Annotated in this window: 18 protein-coding genes; 12 read left to right on the top strand and 6 right to left on the bottom strand. The window is 59.1% G+C overall.

Annotated features, from left to right (window positions below):
- Positions 1 to 23: 23 nt before the first annotated feature.
- Positions 24 to 917, bottom strand: coding sequence for a DNA replication terminus site-binding protein (locus G5315_RS15660; protein WP_158112370.1), 894 nt, complete (start codon positions 915 to 917; stop codon positions 24 to 26).
- 523 nt (positions 918 to 1,440) lie between these two features.
- Here G5315_RS15660 and G5315_RS15655 point away from each other — a divergent pair.
- The gene (locus G5315_RS15655) at positions 1,441 to 1,650 is read left to right on the top strand and encodes a DUF1127 domain-containing protein (RefSeq protein ID WP_005337823.1); all 210 of its coding nucleotides are present in this window, start codon (positions 1,441 to 1,443) and stop codon (positions 1,648 to 1,650) included.
- Positions 1,651 to 1,944: 294 nt separating this feature from the next.
- Complete coding sequence (gene astE / locus G5315_RS15650; protein ID WP_421333334.1) at positions 1,945 to 2,970, top strand: succinylglutamate desuccinylase; 1,026 nt, start codon at positions 1,945 to 1,947, stop codon at positions 2,968 to 2,970.
- A gap of 157 nt (positions 2,971 to 3,127) precedes the next feature.
- On the opposite strand, the gene G5315_RS15645 is transcribed toward astE, so the two are convergent.
- Together G5315_RS15645 and gloB are read right to left on the bottom strand one after the other, a co-directional pair.
- Positions 3,128 to 4,681: a lytic transglycosylase gene (locus G5315_RS15645; RefSeq protein WP_058055865.1), complete on the bottom strand. Its 1,554-nt coding sequence runs from the start codon at positions 4,679 to 4,681 to the stop codon at positions 3,128 to 3,130.
- A gap of 70 nt (positions 4,682 to 4,751) precedes the next feature.
- Complete coding sequence (gloB, locus tag G5315_RS15640; protein ID WP_005337817.1) at positions 4,752 to 5,516, bottom strand: hydroxyacylglutathione hydrolase; 765 nt, start codon at positions 5,514 to 5,516, stop codon at positions 4,752 to 4,754.
- Positions 5,517 to 5,588: 72 nt separating this feature from the next.
- Here gloB and G5315_RS15635 point away from each other — a divergent pair, with 72 nt between their 5' ends.
- Positions 5,589 to 6,311 (top strand): methyltransferase domain-containing protein, encoded by a 723-nt coding sequence (locus G5315_RS15635; protein WP_005361718.1) that lies wholly within the window; start codon positions 5,589 to 5,591, stop codon positions 6,309 to 6,311.
- Here G5315_RS15635 and rnhA read toward each other — a convergent pair.
- Positions 6,299 to 6,763, bottom strand: a complete 465-nt coding sequence (gene rnhA / locus G5315_RS15630; RefSeq protein WP_005353268.1) for a ribonuclease HI — start codon at positions 6,761 to 6,763, stop codon at positions 6,299 to 6,301. The two genes, G5315_RS15635 and rnhA, sit on opposite strands and share 13 nt — an antisense overlap.
- A 79-nt stretch (positions 6,764 to 6,842) precedes the next feature.
- Between rnhA and dnaQ the strand changes: the two genes are divergently transcribed.
- Positions 6,843 to 7,577 (top strand): DNA polymerase III subunit epsilon, encoded by a 735-nt coding sequence (dnaQ, locus tag G5315_RS15625; RefSeq protein ID WP_058055867.1) that lies wholly within the window; start codon positions 6,843 to 6,845, stop codon positions 7,575 to 7,577.
- Positions 7,574 to 8,836 carry a TIGR03503 family protein gene (locus tag G5315_RS15620; RefSeq protein ID WP_421333332.1) on the top strand — a complete coding sequence of 421 codons (1,263 nt, stop codon included), beginning with the start codon at positions 7,574 to 7,576 and terminating at the stop codon, positions 8,834 to 8,836. Before dnaQ ends, G5315_RS15620 begins: the two co-directional genes overlap by 4 nt.
- Before the next feature lie 101 nt (positions 8,837 to 8,937).
- On the opposite strand, the gene G5315_RS15615 is transcribed toward G5315_RS15620, so the two are convergent.
- Positions 8,938 to 10,455, bottom strand: coding sequence for an HD domain-containing phosphohydrolase (locus G5315_RS15615; RefSeq protein ID WP_216954328.1), 1,518 nt, complete (start codon positions 10,453 to 10,455; stop codon positions 8,938 to 8,940).
- Between the two features lie 312 nt (positions 10,456 to 10,767).
- Between G5315_RS15615 and G5315_RS15610 the strand changes: the two genes are divergently transcribed.
- The 7 genes from G5315_RS15610 (at position 10,768) to G5315_RS15580 (ending at position 18,865) form a co-directional block, all read left to right on the top strand.
- On the top strand, positions 10,768 to 11,571 hold the full coding sequence (locus tag G5315_RS15610) for a siderophore-interacting protein (protein ID WP_069526731.1): 804 nt from the start codon (positions 10,768 to 10,770) through the stop codon (positions 11,569 to 11,571).
- Between the two features lie 278 nt (positions 11,572 to 11,849).
- Positions 11,850 to 13,817 (top strand): TonB-dependent receptor domain-containing protein, encoded by a 1,968-nt coding sequence (locus G5315_RS15605; RefSeq protein WP_421333342.1) that lies wholly within the window; start codon positions 11,850 to 11,852, stop codon positions 13,815 to 13,817.
- A 109-nt stretch (positions 13,818 to 13,926) separates the two neighbouring features.
- The gene (locus G5315_RS15600; protein ID WP_421221399.1) at positions 13,927 to 14,943 is read left to right on the top strand and encodes a FecCD family ABC transporter permease; all 1,017 of its coding nucleotides are present in this window, start codon (positions 13,927 to 13,929) and stop codon (positions 14,941 to 14,943) included.
- A 7-nt stretch (positions 14,944 to 14,950) separates the two neighbouring features.
- On the top strand, positions 14,951 to 15,988 hold the full coding sequence (locus tag G5315_RS15595) for a FecCD family ABC transporter permease (RefSeq protein WP_100645521.1): 1,038 nt from the start codon (positions 14,951 to 14,953) through the stop codon (positions 15,986 to 15,988).
- Positions 15,988 to 16,791 (top strand): ABC transporter ATP-binding protein, encoded by an 804-nt coding sequence (locus tag G5315_RS15590; RefSeq protein ID WP_100645522.1) that lies wholly within the window; start codon positions 15,988 to 15,990, stop codon positions 16,789 to 16,791. The genes G5315_RS15595 and G5315_RS15590 overlap by 1 nt, the downstream gene beginning before the upstream one ends.
- 83 nt (positions 16,792 to 16,874) lie before the next feature.
- Positions 16,875 to 17,792, top strand: coding sequence for an ABC transporter substrate-binding protein (locus G5315_RS15585; RefSeq protein WP_100645523.1), 918 nt, complete (start codon positions 16,875 to 16,877; stop codon positions 17,790 to 17,792).
- Positions 17,793 to 18,076: 284 nt separating this feature from the next.
- Positions 18,077 to 18,865 (top strand): hypothetical protein, encoded by a 789-nt coding sequence (locus G5315_RS15580; RefSeq protein WP_227342325.1) that lies wholly within the window; start codon positions 18,077 to 18,079, stop codon positions 18,863 to 18,865.
- 76 nt (positions 18,866 to 18,941) lie between these two features.
- Here G5315_RS15580 and G5315_RS15575 read toward each other — a convergent pair whose 3' ends face one another.
- Positions 18,942 to 19,295 carry a copper-binding protein gene (locus G5315_RS15575; RefSeq protein ID WP_227342327.1) on the bottom strand — a complete coding sequence of 118 codons (354 nt, stop codon included), beginning with the start codon at positions 19,293 to 19,295 and terminating at the stop codon, positions 18,942 to 18,944.
- Positions 19,296 to 19,314: the final 19 nt, after the last annotated feature.

Raw genomic sequence — 19,314 nt, 5'->3', positions numbered from 1 at the left:
TGAACCAGCTATCCCTGATCCAGTCACCCCTGATAGAGATAGAGGTGCAGCCGCTCGATGATGGGCTCACCGCCAATCTTGCGATCTCGCCGCGCCTGCCGGCTCTTGGGGGGATAGTTGCCCAGATGGGTGACCGCAGGCGGGGTATCCGAGCAGAGCAGCAGAGGCAGGCTCGCCTTGATCTGCTGCTTGCGCGGGGTGCGCTCCAGCCAGAGCAGGTTGATCATCGGGTGGGTCTTGACCGGGCGGCGGATCCGCAGCTCGGCATCGGCGGGCAGACGGCGAATGTCATAGACCTCCTGATCCACCATCTTGCTCCACTCCTCGTTGTTGGAGAGGGCCGGTATGTAGCGGCGGCTGCGCTCCAGCATCTCAAGCACCTGCTCGCGACTGAGGCGATTGATGGTCTGCTTGTCGGCCCAGGTAAAGCCGAGGGATTGCAGCTCCCCCGCCAACAGGGTCAGCTTGCGGTAGACCTGCAGGGTGATCACGCCGGGCAGGGCGGTATGTACCAGCTCGAACTTCTCGTCCCGTCCCCCCGCCTGCTGCACCAGCGCCTTGAAATCGAGCTTGTGCTGGTTGATTTGGTCGATCAGCGGTTGCAGCAAGGGGGCTGCGGCGGCAGGAAAGCGCAACCAGCCGGGCAGCCGATGAGTCGCCTTGGTGGAGCAGCCGGGGCGGGCGCTGTGGTCCCGATAGGCGGCGAGGGTGGCCGCCAGCGCGGCTTCACCGTTGAGATAGCCCACCTCAATTTGCTCGATCGGGTCGTGCTCTTCCCCCTGTGCAACCGGGGGGAGGGGATAGACATGAGCCTCCTGCAGCTCGAGCTGGCCAAGCAGATCGGCCAGCTGGTTGAGAGAGGTTTCAATGGCGGCCATCTGTTGACGCAGGGCGGCGGTAGGGGTAAAGGTATCCATCGATGATCCTGTGGTTTCATCCGCCTTTGACGGCATAAACGATGGCGTCAGGGCAGGGGAATAAACTACTGTATAAATAACCATACCAGTATGCCGGTTGCGCGCCAAGAGGGGCGTTTTCGGGTCTTCATCGAGGGAGCTGCGCGGGAGGAAAAGTAAGTTTGTTATATGTTTCATTGTGTTAATTTAAGATCGCCAAGAGATCACGGAATTAACAATCGAATGTAATGACGGGGTTGCCACCCATGGCACGTCCATTGGTGAGTGCATAGGCAATGCGGTAAATTGCATATGTAAGGTGGTGCCATGCAGCACAATATGCTGCGGGCCGTTGATGGTCGAATGGTGACTTAATTATTCTTTATAAATCAAAGCATTAAAATTGTATCAGTCAGTTTTTTACTATTAGTTTTCCTAATGTAACGTATCAAAATTCGTCAATTGAGTCGGCCCTGCTCCCTGACTAAGCTTTGCGCATCAAATAAAGCCCAGTGCGTAAACAAATATTCAGAGGAGCCACATCATGGCCAACATGACTTATACCGAAACCGGTTACCAGCATTCCAGCCAATTGAATCTGGTTGCTCGCGTTAAAATGACCGTTCTGACCTGGCTGGAGCGCAGCCGCAGCCGTCGCCAGCTCTCCGAGCTGCCCGAGTACCTGCTCAAAGATATCGGCCTGAACGAAGCTGACCGTTATCAAGAGACCACCAAGCCGTTCTGGCGTGGTTGATCAGCCGGGCATGGATGCCTTGTTTTTCTGCTGAGTCGTTTGCTGTTCTGCCCCTGTGGGGACCAGCCGCCAGGTCTGCCATTGTCTGTTTTATCTCCCCCCGTTTTCCCCCTGTTATTTGTTGATCCTTTTTCCTCTCCTCTTTATTCCACATCGCTACTGTCATTGCTGTCATCGTTCGATTGTTATCACATTTGTATCGTTAATGTTTGAATTTGTTTAAAAAATGATTTTAAGCCGCGATGCCTTGCGTATAATCCGGCCATAGTATTCCAGCGCAAGAGGGTGAGATGGATGATTCCCCAGCACGATTTTTTGGCCTTGACCCGCAGCCATGAGTGGCAGCTTGAGCCCTTTGAATTTGCCCTGCCCGATGGTGCGCGGGTCAGCGTCTGGGATACGGGCGTGCTCTGTCTGGAGCCTGCCAGTGGCACTGACGACCAGCCGGGAGGACGCAAGGATATCGTCCTCTCCTGCGGCATCCACGGCAACGAGACCGCTCCCATCGAGATCTGCAACCAGCTGCTGAGTCGTCTGCTCTCAGGCGAGCTGAGCGCCCGCCATCGGGTGCTGTTCCTGTTTGGCAATCCGGCGGCGATGAACCTCGGGCTGCGGGAGGTGGAGGAGAACATGAACCGCCTCTTCTCCGGCGCCCACAGCAAGGGGGAGGGGCTCTGCAATCGGGAGCGGATCCGCGCCATGCGCCTCGAGCAGTATGTGAGCCGCTTCTTTGCCGATCCGGTTCGTCCCCGTTACCACTACGACCTGCACACCGCCATTCGCGGTTCGCGCCACGAGAAGTTTGCCGTCTACCCCTTCCCCCACGAGCGGCCTCACTGCCGCGAGCAGGTGCAGTTCCTCGGCGCCTGCGGGGTGCGTACTATTCTGCTCTCCGCTAGCCCGACCACGACCTTCAGCTACTACAGCTCACGCCAGCATGGTGCCCACGCCTTTACGGTGGAGTTGGGCAAGGTGCGCCCGTTTGGCGAGAACGATATGACCCGCTTTATCGAAACCCGCCAAGCGCTGCAGGAGCTGGTCACTCAGGATGAGGTGGCGCTGGAGCCGTGGCGGGCGGATGATTTCACCCTGTTTGCCATCGATCGGGTGATCACCAAAAAATCGGCGGACTTTCGCTTCCTGTTTGCCAGCGATGTCGACAACTTCACCGAATTCCCGCAAGGGTTCGTGCTGGCCGAGGATGGCGAGCTTCGCTACACGGTCGAGAAGCCGCGTGAGGCGGTAGTCTTCCCCAATGCCAATGTGGCGATCGGCCAGCGCACCGTGCTGATGGTGGTGCCGACAAGGCTCTGGGAATAGCGGTGATAGTTTTGCCTGCAGAGCGGTGATGCATCCGCAGGCGGCGCCAAGCCATTGTTTTCGTCGGTGGCTCAGACACAGCAGCGGTTAGCCGCAGTAATAAAAGGGGCCAGTCAGATGACTGGCCCCTTTTTTTATCGGGTTCAAGCGGTGAGGCTTAGCTGTTGTTCTTCACAAACAGGGTCAGCTCCTGACCGGGCTTGAGGTAATCCCCTTTATCCAGCTGATTCCAGCGCATCACATCGTTGATGGCCACCTGGAAGCGAGCCGCGATGGAGGAGATGGAGTCGCCACGGCGAACCTGATACACCATCGATTTGTCGCTCTTCTTCCCTTGCTTGGGATAGACCACCAGCTTCATGCCTGGCTTGAGCGCCGACTTGGCATTCAGACCATTCCACTTGGCGAGCTCTTCGTGGGAGACGCCGTGTGCCTGGCTGATGCTCCACAGGTTGTCACCCGAGCGCACCTTGTAACTGACTTTGGCCTTCTGGCTGCTGCCACGGCTTGCCAGCTGTTGCGGTTTGCTGGCGGAGCTGGCCTTGCTGCTGACCTGACCGTGGGTCGGGATCACCAGTTGCTGACCGCGACGCAGGTTGTTGCTGCGCAGATTGTTGGCCAGCTTCAGCTCACTCACGCTGACGCCATGATTCTGGGCAATGCGCGACAGGGTATCGCCACTGGTGACCTGATAGGAGCGGGTACGAATACGCTCGCTCTTGGGCAGATCGGCCAGTGCCAGCTCCAGGGTATCGGCATATTCTACCGGTACCAGCAGGCGGTAAGGACCACGGGGCGACATCACACCACGGCTCAGGGCCGGATTGACCTCCTTGAGCTGTGACGTGCGCAGACCTGCCAGTTGGGCGGCCACATTCAGATCGATCTGGCTGCCGGTCTCCACCACTCGCAGCTTCGGCTCGTTGGCGAGCACCGGCAACTGGATATTGTACTTGTCCGCATTGCTGATCATGTCAGCCATGGCGAGGATCTTGGGCACATACATCCGGGTTTCGCGGGGCAGATCGAGCGACCAGTAGTCGGTCGGTTTGCCTGCGCGCTGGTTACGCTGGATGGCGTTGCGCACCCGACCTTCACCGGCATTGTAGGCGGCCAGCGTTTGCAGCCAGTCACCGTCAAAGAAGCGGTTCAGGTACTCCAGATAGTCGAGCGCCGCATTGGTGGAGGCCAGCACATCGCGCCGTCCGTCATACCAGTTGTCGTGGCGCAGACCGAAGTTTCTGCCTGTCGCTGGCACAAACTGCCACAGACCGACGGCATTGCTGCGGGATCGGGCATGGGGATCAAACATGCTCTCGATCATCGGGACAGTAATAAGCTCCATTGGCAGCTCACGCCGTTCAATCTCCTCTACCATCAGATAGAGGTAGGGTTCAGCCCGGCTGGCAATGGTCGCCAGATGCTTATCATTGCGCAACAGCCACTCACGTTGCTGGCGGATGCGCGGGTTGTCCGGAGTTTCCAGTTGCATATCATCGCTGATACGCACCCACAGATTGTCCGTATCTTCCATTTCGTCCAGCTGTTCATCGCCAAACAGGAAATGGGAAGAGTGTTTTTTATGCGCTTTTTTCTTGACCTGGGGGGACTTGATCGGCTCGATTGCCGTTAGCGCCCGGTCATCCTGATGGCTCAGGTTTTGGCAGCCGCTGAGCAACAGCGCTGCCAATAAGGCCGTTCGTACCTTCATCTCGTTCCGGTCATTTTTAGGAAAAACAGCTCGCATCATAAGGGGCAATGGCCCCCTGATCAAGGTTTGTTCAAAAAACGTCCTTCCACTGACGCAGGATGGTGAAGGTATCTACCGGATTTTCCACGCATTTTAGTCCATGTTTTTCAGCAGAAAATTTCACTGAATCCTGTTCGCAGCGCAGAAAAATGTTGAAAGTACGTTCGTCACCCAGCCGGGTTGGCAGGCTTGGCAGCCCTTGTTGCCGCAGTTTGCTGATCAGCCCGATCTGGCGGCGGATCGCCGGGTTGTCCGGCTCGACCGCATAGGCAAAACGCAGGTTGGAGAGGGTGTACTCGTGGGCACAATAAATGAGGGTCTCATCGGGCAGGGCGGCGAGTCGTTGCAGCGAGTGGTACATCTGCTCCGGCGTCCCTTCAAACAGGCGGCCACAACCGGCCGAGAAGAGAGTATCGCCACAAAAGAGCATGCCGTTGCCATGGTAGGCGATGTGGCCGCGAGTGTGCCCGGGCACATGGATCACCTCGAGGGCGAGGCCGTGCCAGTTGATCTGATCGCCATCTTCCAGCCACTGACCGTGGTGATCCGGCATAGGGTCAAGTTTGGGGCCATAGAGCCGGGCGTGGGGGAAGTGGGCAAGCAGGTCGGTGACGCCCCCGACATGGTCGTGATGGTGATGGGTCAGCAGGATGGCATCGAGCACCAGCCCCAATGCCTCGAGCCGCTCCAGCACGGGTGCGGCATCGCCCGGATCGACCACCAGACAGTGATTTTCGTGGCGGATCAACCAGATGTAGTTGTCATTAAAGGCTGGAACTGTGATCACTGGATACATGAGTCTGCTTCTCTTTAGGGAGGGTATCTTATATAACAGGATGGCGTTCGAAACCCCGAGTTGAGCCCTATTATGCAGGTGGCACGTACCGAACAACAAATCGAGATCCCGACCAGCTGGTCTGCATTGCCTATGGGGGACTGGGTGGCGGCCGAGATCCAGGATCGGCTCGACAACTGGTGCCCCAATCTGTTTGGGTATCATCTGCTGAAAATTGGCGCCCTGAGCGCCGAGCTCTCCTGCAAACGCTCCTCCATTCGCCACCAGATCGGGGTCGCCCCCGGTGGGCGGCTGCTCGACATGTATGGCGACCCCCTCGATCTACCGGTACGGACCGGCAGCGTCGATGCCTGCCTGCTGGCCCACTGCCTTGATTTCTCCGCCGATCCCCACCAAGTGTTGCGCGAAGCCGAAAGAGTGTTGACCGACGATGGCTGGCTGATCATCAGTGGCTATAACCCCATGAGTCTGGTCGGGATCGGTCACTGTGTGCCGTTCTTGCGGCGCAGAATGCCCTGGTCAGCACGGATGTTCACCCCTGGGCGGGTGACGGACTGGTTGCATCTATTGGGATGCGAGGTGATGTTCGACGAGCGCTTTGGTTATTCGTTTATGGGAAAACAGAGTTGGCACAGTTGGTGGCGAGAGAGTATCGGGCGGGATTATTGCAGGGCATTTGCATCGGTATACGTGATTGCGGCCCGTAAACGGCGCTTTCCACTGATCCCGGTGCGGCGGCGCTGGCAACTGCCAAAGTCCCTCGCCACACCGGGAATGGCCCGTCAGGGCTGGTAGCCGGTATCCTCGGCCAGATCCTTGCCGCAGGCGGCCTCTCTGGCCAGCTCGTCACACCGTTCGTTCTCCGGGTGGCCGGAGTGACCCTTCACCCAGAGCCACTCAATCTGGTGGCGACCCACTTCCGCATCCAGCTCCTTCCAGAGATCGACGTTTTTGACCGGTTGCCGGTTGGCGGTCATCCACCCTTTCTTCTTCCAGCCGATGATCCACTGGGTGATCCCCTGGCGCACATACTGGCTGTCGGTGGTGAGGCGCACCTTGCACGGTTCGTTGAGGGTGCGCAGCCCCATGATGGCGGCCATCAGCTCCATCCGGTTATTAGTGGTCAACTTGAATCCGGCGGAAATCTCTTTGCGGTGCTTGCCGTAGACCATCACGGCCCCGTAACCACCCGGGCCCGGATTGCCGAGGCAGGAGCCGTCGGTATAGACATCAATCTGTTTTAACATGAGCAATCAATCTGTTTTAACATGAGGCTTGGGGTAAACTAGCGAGTAAGTAAAGCCGAAGTTTGACATAGATTGGATCATGAACACACCCCAACTGAATCGCCAGATCATTCTGGATACTGAAACCACAGGTATGAATACGGCGGGCGGCCCTGTCTATCTGGGGCACCGCATTATCGAAATCGGCTGTGTGGAGGTGATCAACCGCAAGCTGACCGGTAACCACTATCACGTCTATATCAAGCCTGATCGTCTGGTTGACCCGGAAGCGATCCAGGTACACGGTATCACCGACGAGTTTCTGCGTGACAAACCGTCGTTCAGCCAGATTGCCGATGAATTCCTCGACTTCATCCGCGGCGCCGAACTGATCGCTCACAACGCGCCGTTTGACGTGAGCTTCATGGACTACGAGTTCAGCAAGCTCGGACTCAACTTCAAGACGGCGGATATCTGCACCATCACAGATACCCTGGCGATGGCGCGGGATCTCTTCCCCGGCAAGCGCAACAACCTGGATGTGCTGTGCGATCGTTACGGTATCGACAACTCCCACCGTACCCTGCACGGGGCTCTGCTCGATGCGGAGATCCTGGCGGACGTCTACCTGCTGATGACCGGCGGCCAGACCAAACTCAATCTGGCTACCGAGAGCAACGAAAACGAAAGCAATCAGGACACCAGCATTCGCCGGTTGGAGAGCAACCGACCCGCCCTCAAGGTGGTGCGTGCCAGTGCCGAGGTTCAGGCCCTGCACGAGGCGAGACTGGATCTGGTACAGAAAAAGGGAGGAAGTTGTCTGTGGCGGCAATGAGCAAGTGGTGTGCCGGTCTGCTGTTGTTGCTCTCGCTGGGGGCGATGGCGACCGAGGTATTTGCCCCTTCCGATATTCCGCTGCTGGATAACCGCTTTCGCATCGATTACGGGGTGAAGGAGATCACCTTCATCATCAAGCGCAAGCCGGGCACCCCGTCCGTGATTCTGGTTCGCCCCGATGGCAGCAAGCTTTACGTGGGCAAGGTCAAACCCGCAGATGTGGGTTGGCTGGCGCTGCCGGAGCATGATCTCATTACCCTGCGCAATCCCATGCCGGGCCCCTGGCAGGCGATTGGCGAGGTGGATCCCGACAATCGGGTGCGCATTCTCTCCGATATCCGGCTCGATATCGCCGCCCTGCCGATGCAGCTCTATCAGGGGGAGGTGGTCAAGCTCAAGGCGTGGTTGCTGATCAATGGTCAGCCGCCGAAAGATAAATACTATCTCTCTGATCTTGGCATGACCGTCAAGCTGCAATCGTTCAGCGATGCCGATAAGAAAGAGGTCGTGCTGGATCAAGTACTTGGCCACTATCGCGATGATGGCAAGGGGCTCGACGAAGTGCCGGGCGATGGCATCATGACGGCGGAAGTGACGCTGCATGACATTCCCGGTGGCAAGTACCGCGCCATGTTCAGCACGGGCAATCAGGTTTTTGTCCGTGCCCGTTATCAGGATGTGCTGCTTTACCCCTATCCGTTCAGCTATAACTTGTCGCCGCCTTCGGATGAGCTGGGTGCCAAGCTCTCACTGCTAATCGACCGTGATGAGCTGCATCCCGCCTCCGTGGTGGTCAAGGGGAGTGTGACCAGCAATGTGGGCGGCCTCTACGAGTTCAGCGAGACCGCCAGCGACCCCAAGCTTGATATCGATCTCTCCAACCTCAAGGAGGTCGGTCAGCATGAGGTGAAAGCAACCCTCTATGGCACCACTCGCCTCGGCCGTGAGCTGAAAATCGAGTTGCCGGTGAAAACCTTCAATGTCTTCCCGCCACCGCCGCCTCCTGTAGAGGTGGTGTCGGCCGCCGCTCAGGCCTCCAGCGCCGAGTCTACCGAAGAGCAGCCTGAAGAGGGAATGGGGTGGCTACTTTGGGTTCTGGTTGGGGGTGGGGTACTACTGGTGTTGCTGGGAGGCGCAGGTTTTGTGGTGATGCAAAAACGGCGTGCTTTTAAACGTGCGCTAGCAGCAGCTCAGGCTGAAAATCAACAAAACGGCCAACCGGCAGCCAAGCTAGATCTCAACTTGCCAGAGCAGTAGCCCAGACTCGGGAAAAACGATACACCAGAGAGAAGAAACCGCCCTCGATAAGCAGGGCGGTTTTTTTAGCTCGACCCCTTAGGATAAGGGATTGGCAGCAATCAGTGATCGCCGATATAGACATCCTTGTTCTGCTCGCGGATTTCGAGGAACTTGTCCAGATTGGCCATCATCAGCTCGACCAACTGGGGGTCGAAATGCTGCCCCTTCTCCTCTTCAATCAGGGCCAGCACCTTGTCCAGCGGCCATGCTTTCTTGTAGCAGCGATCCGAACCCAGGGCATCGAACACATCGGCCAGTGCCACGATCCGTCCTTCCAGTGGGATATCGGCCCCCTTCAAACCGCGGGGATAACCGCTGCCATTCCACTTCTCATGGTGATTGCCTGCTATGGTGGCGCCAATCTGGAACAACGCCAGATCGCTGCCGGAGAGCATGTCCTGACCGAGTTGGGCATGAGTTTTCATGATCTCCCACTCTTCCGGGGTCAGCTTGCCCGGTTTGTGCAAAATGGCATCGGGAATCCCCACCTTGCCAATGTCGTGCAGTGGTGAGGCCCGTTTAACCAGCTCGCTCTGCTCTTCGCTCATCCCCAGCAGATGGCAGAAAAGCTCGGTGTAGAGCGCGACCCGTTTGACGTGTAACCCTGACTCCTTGGAGCGGGTTTCGACCAGTTCGCCGATGCGATAGATGATCTCCCGCTGGTTGTCGGCGATCACCTCGTTGAGCCGGATATTTTCCAGTGCCACTATGATGTTTTCGGTAAACAGGGTCAGCAGGCTGGTATCGATCTGACTGAGCTGGCGAGTGGTCTCGATATGAAACAACAGGTGGTGGCGCGGGTTTTGGCAGTAGAGCACCATCTGGTTGGTGTTGTAGATATTGCAGCCCCGGGTCATGGCCTGACGCAGTATCTCGGGTGCCTCTGTCAACCGCACCGGGGGATGACCTGGCAGCAGGGGCTCCAGCAGTTGATCCTTCACTTCGTAGGCATATTGTTTTACATCGTAAATCTGGGTCTCTCCCAGATGGAGCAGGGCGCTCAGCTGCTCTTGGGCGCCTTCGACAAACTGACGCAGCGCCCGTTTCTCAAAGATCCCCTTGGAGGCTTCGATGACTTTTTCCAGCCCTTGCCGGTTGCTTTCCAGGGTGCGGATATCCCGATAGGAGCGCAGGCTGGCCCGCAGCAGGGTGCGCAGCTTCTGGGAGGTGAGCTCGGTTTTATCCTTGTAGTCGTTGATGTCGTAGTTGGTCACCACGTCATCTTCCGGCGCTTGGCCGGGTTGGCCGGTACGCAGCACGATGCGTACCATCTTGTTTTGCAGCTCTTCACGGACATATTTGACAACATCAAGACCGGCGTGATCGACCTCCATCACCACGTCCAGCAGCAGCAGTGCAACATCCGGGGTGGTGGCCAGCAATTTTTTTGCCTCTGCAGCCGAATAGGCATGCAGAAACTCGATGGGACGATTGTCAAACTCGAATTTGTTTAAAGTGATCTTGGTGATGCGATGCACTTCCGGTTCATCGTCAACAATCATCACCCTCCAGCCTGCTTGCTGCGCGTCGGGGAGGGAGAGCTCGTCATCATCAATAATCAGGATCTGGTCATCCATCATACAATCCTGTTTGGCATCCTGTGCTTACATTAACTGCTTCACTAAGGATAGGAAACTTATTGAGAAATAAAATTTGATCTCGAAAAACTATGGTCGAAATAGGCAAATGGAACCCTGCGTGACAGTGTTGTTGTCCGGCTGCTTTCTTCGTCCAATCATGGGACTAGCGTGCATAAGCCCGTTTCTCTGTTCGGGGGCTGATGGTAGTGATTAGTGATGTTTGAGCCGGATAGACGAGAAATAATCGCATTTGATAGTGATTCCCATTTGTGTGTAGCATAGGCAACACACTCAACGAGGAGCCTCATTGTGTCCCCATCTCTGCCTCCCAATCGTCCCCGTCTGCTGACTGTCAAAGCCATTACCCAGATCACCCCCCATTTGCGTCGTATCACCTTTGGTGGCAGCGAACTGGCTGACTATCCCTTCACCTGCGGTGGGGCCCATATCAAGGTGATGCTGGCCCAGCCCCATCAGGTAGAGCCGGTGCTGCCTGCAATGACCCCGAGCGGCCCGCGCTGGAGTGACCCGGCTGACAAGCCGGTGATCCGCACCTACACCATCCGCGCGTTTCGCCGTGATGAGCAGGAAATTGATATCGACTTCGTGCTGCACGGTGACGGCGGGCCCGCCAGCGCCTTTGCTACCCATGCCAAGCCGGGAGAGAAGGTAATCCTCTCCGGGCCGGGTGGTCCCAACCCTATGCTGCAACCGGCCGATCACTACTGTCTGGTAGGGGATCTCACCGCCTTGCCCGCCATCATGGCGATGTGCGAGGTGATGCCTGCCGATGCCAGAGGGGAAATTGCGATTCTGGTGCCGGATCAGGCCGATGCTCAGCCGTTGACGCTGCCGGTCGGGGTGCGCTGTCACTGGTTTGTCGGCGAGCCCGAGTCCAGCGGCCTGCTGGAGCATGTGATTGCTCTGCCGCTGGTGCGCGATGGTGGCTTCTTCTGGCTGGGTGGGGAAGAGGCGCTGGTGCTGCCGCTGCGCCGCCATTTTCGGTCTGTGCTCGAGGTGGATCGCCAGTCGCTCTACGCCGTGCCGTACTGGCGCCGGGGCAAGAGTGAAGAGGCCTATCACCAGACTCGCCACGATGTGATGGATAATTAAGCGGATGCGAAAGAATACCTGATTCACTCTTGCAAATAAAAATGATTTGCATTTAGTATTGCGCCGTCCCGATGTCAGTCGGTACGGCGCTTTTGTTATTGATGGCTGCGAGTGGCATAGCACAACGCAGGGCCTGCCGTAATGCACTGATGTTCGGGGTGATGGGGCATGGACGACTGTTCATGCCAATGAACTCCATCACTTTGCACCGGGTCTGGTGAGGTCAGACAGGGATGTCGGTGGTGTTGGCCTTGGTTGTTTTATGTGGAGTGTTGATGATGCGTACATCATCCCGACGATTTGCAGTGCATCCGCTGGTGTTGTCCCTTTTTGCCCTGCCAGTTCTGGCCCAAGGGACTGCGCCTGTCACCGTTCATGAAACTATGGTGGTGACGGCGAGTAAAACCCGGCACAGCGAGCTGACCGCCCCGGCCAGCGTCTCTGTGGTGACTCGGGCCGAGCTCGACAAGCTCAATGTCAATGACCTCACCGGCGCTCTGAAACAGTTGCCGGGGGTCAATATCAGCCCTGCGACCAGCTACGGCCGCAGCGAGATCAAGTTGCGCGGGCTGGAGGGGGATTACACCCTGTTGCTGGTCAATGGGCGGCGTATCAGCTCCCGCGATGCTCTTACCTCCGGTTATGGCAATGATTTCGATCTCTCCGCCATCCCCATGGCGGCCATCGAGCGTATCGAAGTGATCCGTGGCCCCATCTCCTCCCTCTACGGCGCAGATGCGCTGGGTGGGGTGGTCAATGTCATCTTGCGCCAACCCGGGGAGAAGACCGAAGCGGCGGCCACCTATACCTTCAGCGACCCCACCGACGGTCACGGCGGGGATATCAACAAGGCGAGTGCCTATGTGGGCGGGGCACTGATCGACAACAAGCTGCTGGCCAACCTGGTGGTAGAAGGGAACCACCGGGACGCCTGGCAGAGCGAGCAGAGCATCAACCCCAAGGCCGATGCCATCGAGCAGCGTGAAAAGCTGGGGATCCTCTCCAACGTCAAATGGCTGATCGACGATCGTCAGGATCTGGATGTGGGGATGAACTACGCCAAAGACGATCGGGAGGCCCACTGGAACAACTACGGCCAGACGCCGCGCAATATCCAGCAGATGGAGCGACTGGGGCTCAATGCCACCCATGTCGGCCGTTGGGATCAGTTCGACAGCCGGGTCGGCTATGCCTTCGAGCAGGTTGATCTCTTTGATGACTCCGAACTGATGACGGCGCTGAGCAAGACCTGCGGCGATGTGAGCCAGACCAACCACACCTTTGATGGCCAGCTGAGCGGCAATCTGGGCAGCCACCTGCTGACCAGCGGTGCCGAGTACCGCATCACCGAACTCAAGCATAATGTCAACCTCAAGGGGGGCGATGTCAGCGTCAACCAGAGCGCGCTCTATCTGCAGGATGAGTTTGGCTTTGGCGATCTGGCGTTGACCCTGAGTGGCCGGGTCGATCACCACGAGACCTATGGCACCGAGTTCAGCCCCCGCGGTTATGCCCTCTACAGCCTGACTGACAACTGGGTGGTCAAGGGCGGCATTGGCAAGGCATTCAAGGCGCCGACCATTGCCCAGTCCAACCCGGATTATGCCGTAGCCGCCTGTCGCGGTCGCTGCGCCGTGGTGGGCAACCCGGATCTGAAGCCGGAAACCGCCGTCAGCTACGAGCTGGGCACCGCCTATGATGGTTCGTTCTGGGGCGCCGGGGTTACCGTCTTCCACAACGATATCAAGGACAAGATCCAGAGCGAGGCATGGACCTCCACCTGGCGTCCGGCGGTGATGACCTATCAGAACGTCAGCAAGGCCCGCATCAAGGGGGTGGAGCTGAGCGGCTGGTTTGATATCACCGATGCCCTGACCCTCTCCAGCAACGTCACCCTGATCGACGGGGAGGACAAGACCAGCGGCAAGGATCTCTATCGGACGCCGGAGCATACCGTCAACGCCAAGCTGGAGTGGCAGGTCATCGAGAGCCTGAGTACCCAGCTCGGCTGGAACTACACCGGCAGCCAGATCCTTCCGGTTCCGCGCATGAGCGGCACCACCTATGAGACCACCGCCGGATTCCACACCCTGGATATCGGGGCAGTCTGGAACGCCACTCGGGCACTGGATCTGAAGTTCGGGCTCAACAACCTGACCAATACCAAGCGTGACTGGGTTGCCACCGAGGCCGATCAGATCCTCGACGGGCGCACTGTCTATGCCGGTGTGGCCTACAAGCTGTAATGGCTGAGCGGGAGCCCGCCCTGGCGGGCTTCCGTTGTTGCCACGGTATCACCTCGGATGACGGCTTTTGTGTCAACAAGATGGCATTGCAATCATAAGGAGTTAAAGGGTGTTTAGAGACCAGACCTCGCTGTTCTGGCTGGGATTGTTCCTCCTGTTCGTACTGCTTTCTCTTTCGCTCGCCACCGGTGCGGGTGTCTATGGTGCTCGCGAGGTGCTCGGCTACCTGATGGGGGATGCCCGCTGGGCTGGCGACCAGAAGCTCGCCATGGTGCTCAATACCTTGCGACTGCCGCGCACCCTCTGTGCCATGGTGGTCGGCGCCTCTTTATCTCTGGCTGCCTCCTTGTTGCAGAGCGCGACCCGCAATCCGCTGGCGGAGCCCGGCCTGCTCGGCGTCAACGCCGGGGCCGTCTTTGCGCTGGTGGTGGGGCTCACCTGGTTCGGGGTGGAGTCCGCCTACGGCTATCTGCTCTGGGCCGGACTCGGTGCGCTGCTCGGCAACGTGATTGTGCTGGGGCTTGGCATGATGATTGGCCGCTCCAACCCGCTGAAGCTCATTCTGGTCGGGGTGGCGCTCTCCGCCACCTTCGGCGGTCTCTCCAGCTTTCTGCTGCTCTCCAACAAGATGGTGCTGGAGCAGTACCGCTTCTGGAACCTCGGCTCCCTGTCGGCGGCCAATCTCGATGCCATCATTGCCGTGCTGCCCTTCGTGTTGGCGGCGTTTGTCATCACCCTGCTGCTCTGTCGCCAGCTAACCCTGATGCAGATGGGGGACAGTCAGGCCCAGGCGCTGGGGATCCGCCCCAACCGGGTGCGGATTGGCGTGCTGCTGGCCGCCACCCTGTTTACCGCCAGTGCCATCGCCATCGCCGGCCCTATCGGCTTTGTCGGCTTTCTGGCCGCCTACTGTGGCCGATTGGTGGAGCCGGTGAAGCTGTCGGTGCAGGTCTGTTTCTCCGCCCTGTTCGGCATGCTGTTTCTGCTGTTGGCAGACATTCTGGCGCGCTGGCTGATCCAGCCGTTCGAGCTGCCCAACGGGGTTATTCTGGCCCTGATTGGCGCACCTGTGCTGATCGCCATTGTTCATCGCGGGGGCTTTCGTACCCTGCTGACCGTCAAGTGAGGGGTTGATGCGTACACCTACCGATATGCTCTGCCTGCGGGCCGGCAACCGCTCTTTGCTGCTCCATCTGCCAAGCTGGCGCGGGCTGGCTCTGCTGGCCGTGGCGTTGCTGGCCCTGGCTCTGCTGGCCCTGAGCGTTGGCGGCGGCAAGCTCGGCTTTGCCGGGGTGGTCAACACCCTGATGGGGGAGGGGACGCGGCTTGAGCAGCTCACCCTGTTCAAGATCCGGCTGCCGCGCATCCTTGGGGTGGTGGTGGCGGGGGCTGCAATGGGGCTCTCAGGCTGTCTGGTGCAGACGCTGGTGCGCAACCGGCTGGCCACCCCCGACATGGTGGGGGTCAACAACGGCGCCTCTCTGGCCATCATCATCTTCTCCCTCTATCTGACCGTGGGCAGCTGGCCCTGGTGGGCGGCCCCCATCGGCGCCATCTTCGCGGCGCTGGTGCTCTATGCCCTCTGCCGCAAACCGGGTGAGCAGGGCTATCTGTTCGTGGTGATCGGTATCGGCCTCTCCGAGCTGTTCGAGGCGCTCGGCCAGTTTGTGATGTCCACTCAGGCCCTGCTGCACCTGAGCTCCCTCTATCTGTGGAACATGGGCAGCTTTATCGCCGTGGGTTACAGCACCATCACCCCCATCGCCATCCTGTTGCTGCTGCTCTGCCCCTGGATCGTCTATCTCTCCCGCTCGCTGGCGGTGCTGCGCTTTGGCCCCGAGATGGCCAGAGGGCTTGGCGTCAACGGCGATCGGGTGCAATTGGGCATTCTGGCCCAGGCCATTCTGGTGGCGGCGCTCGGCACCGCCATCGGCGGCCCCGTGGTCTTTATCGCCATGGCGGCCCCCATTCTTGCCTCCTGGCTGGTAAAAGACCGGGTGGTGCCGCTCTGGCTGGCGGCACTCAGCGGCGCCCTGCTGCTGCTTGCCAGTGATACCCTGGTTCGGGGGCTGGCCAGCCCCCACGAGGTGGCGACCGGTATCATGACCCGCATTCTCGGTGGCCTGTTGCTGCTGTTTCTTCTCGTTAACGATCGCCAGAGGGCTGACTGATGACGCTCACCGTAAATCGCCTCCACTTCGCCTATCAGCAGACTCCCATCCTGCGGGACATCTCCTTCAGCGTGCCGAGGGGCAAGCTGGTGGGGATCGTCGGCCCCAACGGCTGCGGCAAATCGACCCTGCTCAAGCTGCTATCTGGCCAGATGAAAGCCCAACGCGGCGAGATCCTGCTCAAAGGCAAGCCGCTTGCCAGCTACCCCATGAAGGGGCTGGCGCGGGAGCTCGCCTATCTGCCCCAGCGGCCCACCCTGCCTGCCGGCATTCTGGTGGAGCAGCTGGTGCAGTATGGCCGTCACCCTCATCAGGGCTGGTTCAATCAGTGGGGTGAGGAGGATGCCCGCATGGTGCGTATTGCCTGCGAGCGAATGCAGCTTGAGGGGATCTGGCAGCAGAGCGCTGCGTCCCTCTCCGGCGGGCAGGCACAGCGGGCGTGGCTGGCGATGATCCTGGCGCAGGACAGCGACATGGTGCTGCTCGACGAGCCCACCAGCGCCCTCGATATCGGTCACCAGACCGAGGTGATGGAGGCGATCCATCGCATCACCGCCGAGGGCAAAACCGTGCTGCTGGTGATCCACGATCTGGCGATGGCGGCCCGCTACTGTGACGAGCTGATCGCCATCGGCGAGGGGACCATTGCCGCCATGGGCCCGGCCCGGGAGGTGGTGACCAAGTCCTTGATCGACCGGCTCTACCAGACCAGTGTCGACATTCTGCATGCCCCCGGCGACGGGGCGCCCATTATCGTGCCCCGTCGCCACGAACATGGCCGTGCCCTGCGTTCGGCGAGTTGAGTCATATGGGCCTGCTCTGTGGGCCCACCGAGTGTATTCACGCGGCCGATTATCCGTGCCGTGCAACGAGAAGGAGTGAAATGATGAAGCGTTTTGCCGCCCTGGCAGCAGCCATCCTGATGCTGGCCGCGCCGCAGGTTCAGGCGCAGGAGATGCGTGAAGTGACCGATGCGTTTGGCCAGAAGGTGCAGGTGCCAGCCCAGCCAATGCGGGTGGTGGTGCTGAGCGAGCTCGAACTCGACAGCACCCTGACCCTGGGGCTGACCCCCATAGGCGCCGTCAATGGCCGTGGTCAACCCACCTTGCCCCGCTATTTGCTGAACAAGGCGGGCATGGGTATCCAGGTGATCGGCGATCTCGACAGCCCCAATCTGGAGTCGCTGATTGCGCTGGAGCCCGACCTTATCCTGACCGGCCAGACCCGTCCCGAACTGCTGACCTTGCTGGGGGAGATCGCGCCGACCGTGGTGACCAGCAAGTGGGGTGAACCGTGGCAGGATAGCTTCCGCCGCACCGCCCACACCCTCAACCGCGACCAGCAAGGGGATACTTTCTTGCTGCAGTATGCCGAGCGGTTGACTCAGGCCCGCAGCAAGCTGGCCAAGCATCAGGGGGAGAGCATCAGCATAGTGCGCTGGAACCCCAAGGGGCCGAGCTTTATGTATCAGGGCACCTTTGCCAGCAGCGTAGTGGAGTCGATGGGGCTGGTACGCCCAAGCAAGCAGCAGGGGACTGGCGCACCCCACTCACCGGCGCTGAGTCTGGAGTCCCTCAACCTGCTGGATGCTGACTGGCTGGTGGTCGGCACTCTGAGCGCCAGCGGTGATGCGGTGGATGCCATGCGTCAGGCGGAGCAGACCCCGGCGTTCCAGCAACTGCCGGTGATCAAGGCCAAGCGCTTTGGCGCCGTTGACGGGTCGCTCTGGACCTCCAGCGGCGGCCCGCAGGCGGCCCTTAAGGTGATCGAGGATGTGGAGCAGTTGCTGGCAACCCGCAGCTGAACGAGCGCGTTATCTGAGGGATGAAATCTGTGCGAATGAACCACAGATAGAGTATCTATCTATCAGTGGTTCATTAATGTGGATGTTAATTTCTTTTATTGGCTCATTCGCAAAAGAGTGCTTTCGTTTATTGATTAATGTGTGAATTGCTGCACGTTCTGGGTACGAGCCTCGCGGTATGGCTTTTGTCGCCCCCGTTTTTCCGTATGGTATGAGCGTTTATTGGGTCAAGGGTTAATTGCTGCTTGTTCCCGTTAAGTGCTTGCTACCAAAGAGGAATCTAAATGAACGAGAGTCGACGTAGAGTCACCCTGGGGCTGTTGAGTACCCCCCTGGTCGCCACCCTCACCGGCTGCAACAGCAGCAATGACAGCCAGGGGAGTGCGGCGGATTTTCGCACCACCCTGACCGACCGGCTGAGCGCCGAGCTGCACGACGAGCAGACGGCCCGCCAGCTGGCCCCCTTCATCGAGGAGGCCTGCTTCAACATGACCCCGTCCCGGGTCGCCATCGACCAGGCCCACTGCGTCATCGCCTTTGCCTTCGGCAACCGCCCCAACGCCTCGGGCAACCCGGATGAACTGGCCGAGCCCGGCCCCATGAACGAGGCTCTGGCTGCCTGCTGTGCGGCCCTCTATCGGCAAAAGCCGGTGCCCATGTACGTGCAATGGGAGATTGCCCGCTTCCTCGACTCGGCCCGCTATCCGGACATTCCAGCCCGGGATGTCATCTCCATCGAGCCTTACTGGGATAATGAAGGCAAGCTGGTCTACCTCAGCACGGACGGCGTGGTGGAGGCCATTGTCAGGGATTATGCCGGCGGAGATGCCGCCGCCCTTGGCACGGCGGCCGTTATCGGTCACCGCGACCACGTCAAGCGCTGCATCATCACCTGCCGTGCCCGCAAGGTGGCGAGCCATGCCCCGGAGGGGATCGAACTGCCCGTCTGGTACGACGAGCAATCCGATCAACCCTGGACCCGTCGCCGCGACCTCTATGTGCTGCAGGATATCTCGGTTCAGTTGATGGGGGTGGCGCAGGCCAACATAGCCCAAGCCTATCCGAACGGCTGAGGAGACCGCTCGGCGGATGGTGCAATAACAGAAAACGGCGGGATGATCCCGCCGTTTTTTTTTGAAATGACTCTGATTACTGTTTCTGGATAGTGGTTACGGTTAGCTTGCCATCCGGGTTCTCGGCGTGAAAACGCACCGCATCCCCCACCTTCAGATCCTGGAGCTGGGCCGGGTTAGCTACTCGAAAGACCATGGTCATGGGGGGCATCTTGAGGTTCTCGATCGCCTCGTGCTTGATGCCGACTTTGCCGCGCCCCTCATCGAGGCGGGTAATGACCCCCTTGGTCATCACCATTGCGGCCTGTTCGCTCATCTCACCCGTCTGACTCATATCGTGCCCTTCATGGTGCATCATCTCTTCGGCTTGCAGGTTGGTCTGGGTGGCAAGGCCAAGCAGCAGGGTCAGGGTCAGCGTTTTGTAGTTCATGATGGTTTCCTTATCGTTC

Source organism: Aeromonas sp. 603607, assembly GCF_049171595.1.
Lineage (GTDB): Bacteria > Pseudomonadota > Gammaproteobacteria > Enterobacterales > Aeromonadaceae > Aeromonas > Aeromonas veronii.
The sequence above is the reverse complement of the archived record's forward strand: the minus strand, read 5'-3'. Positions and strand labels throughout refer to the sequence as shown.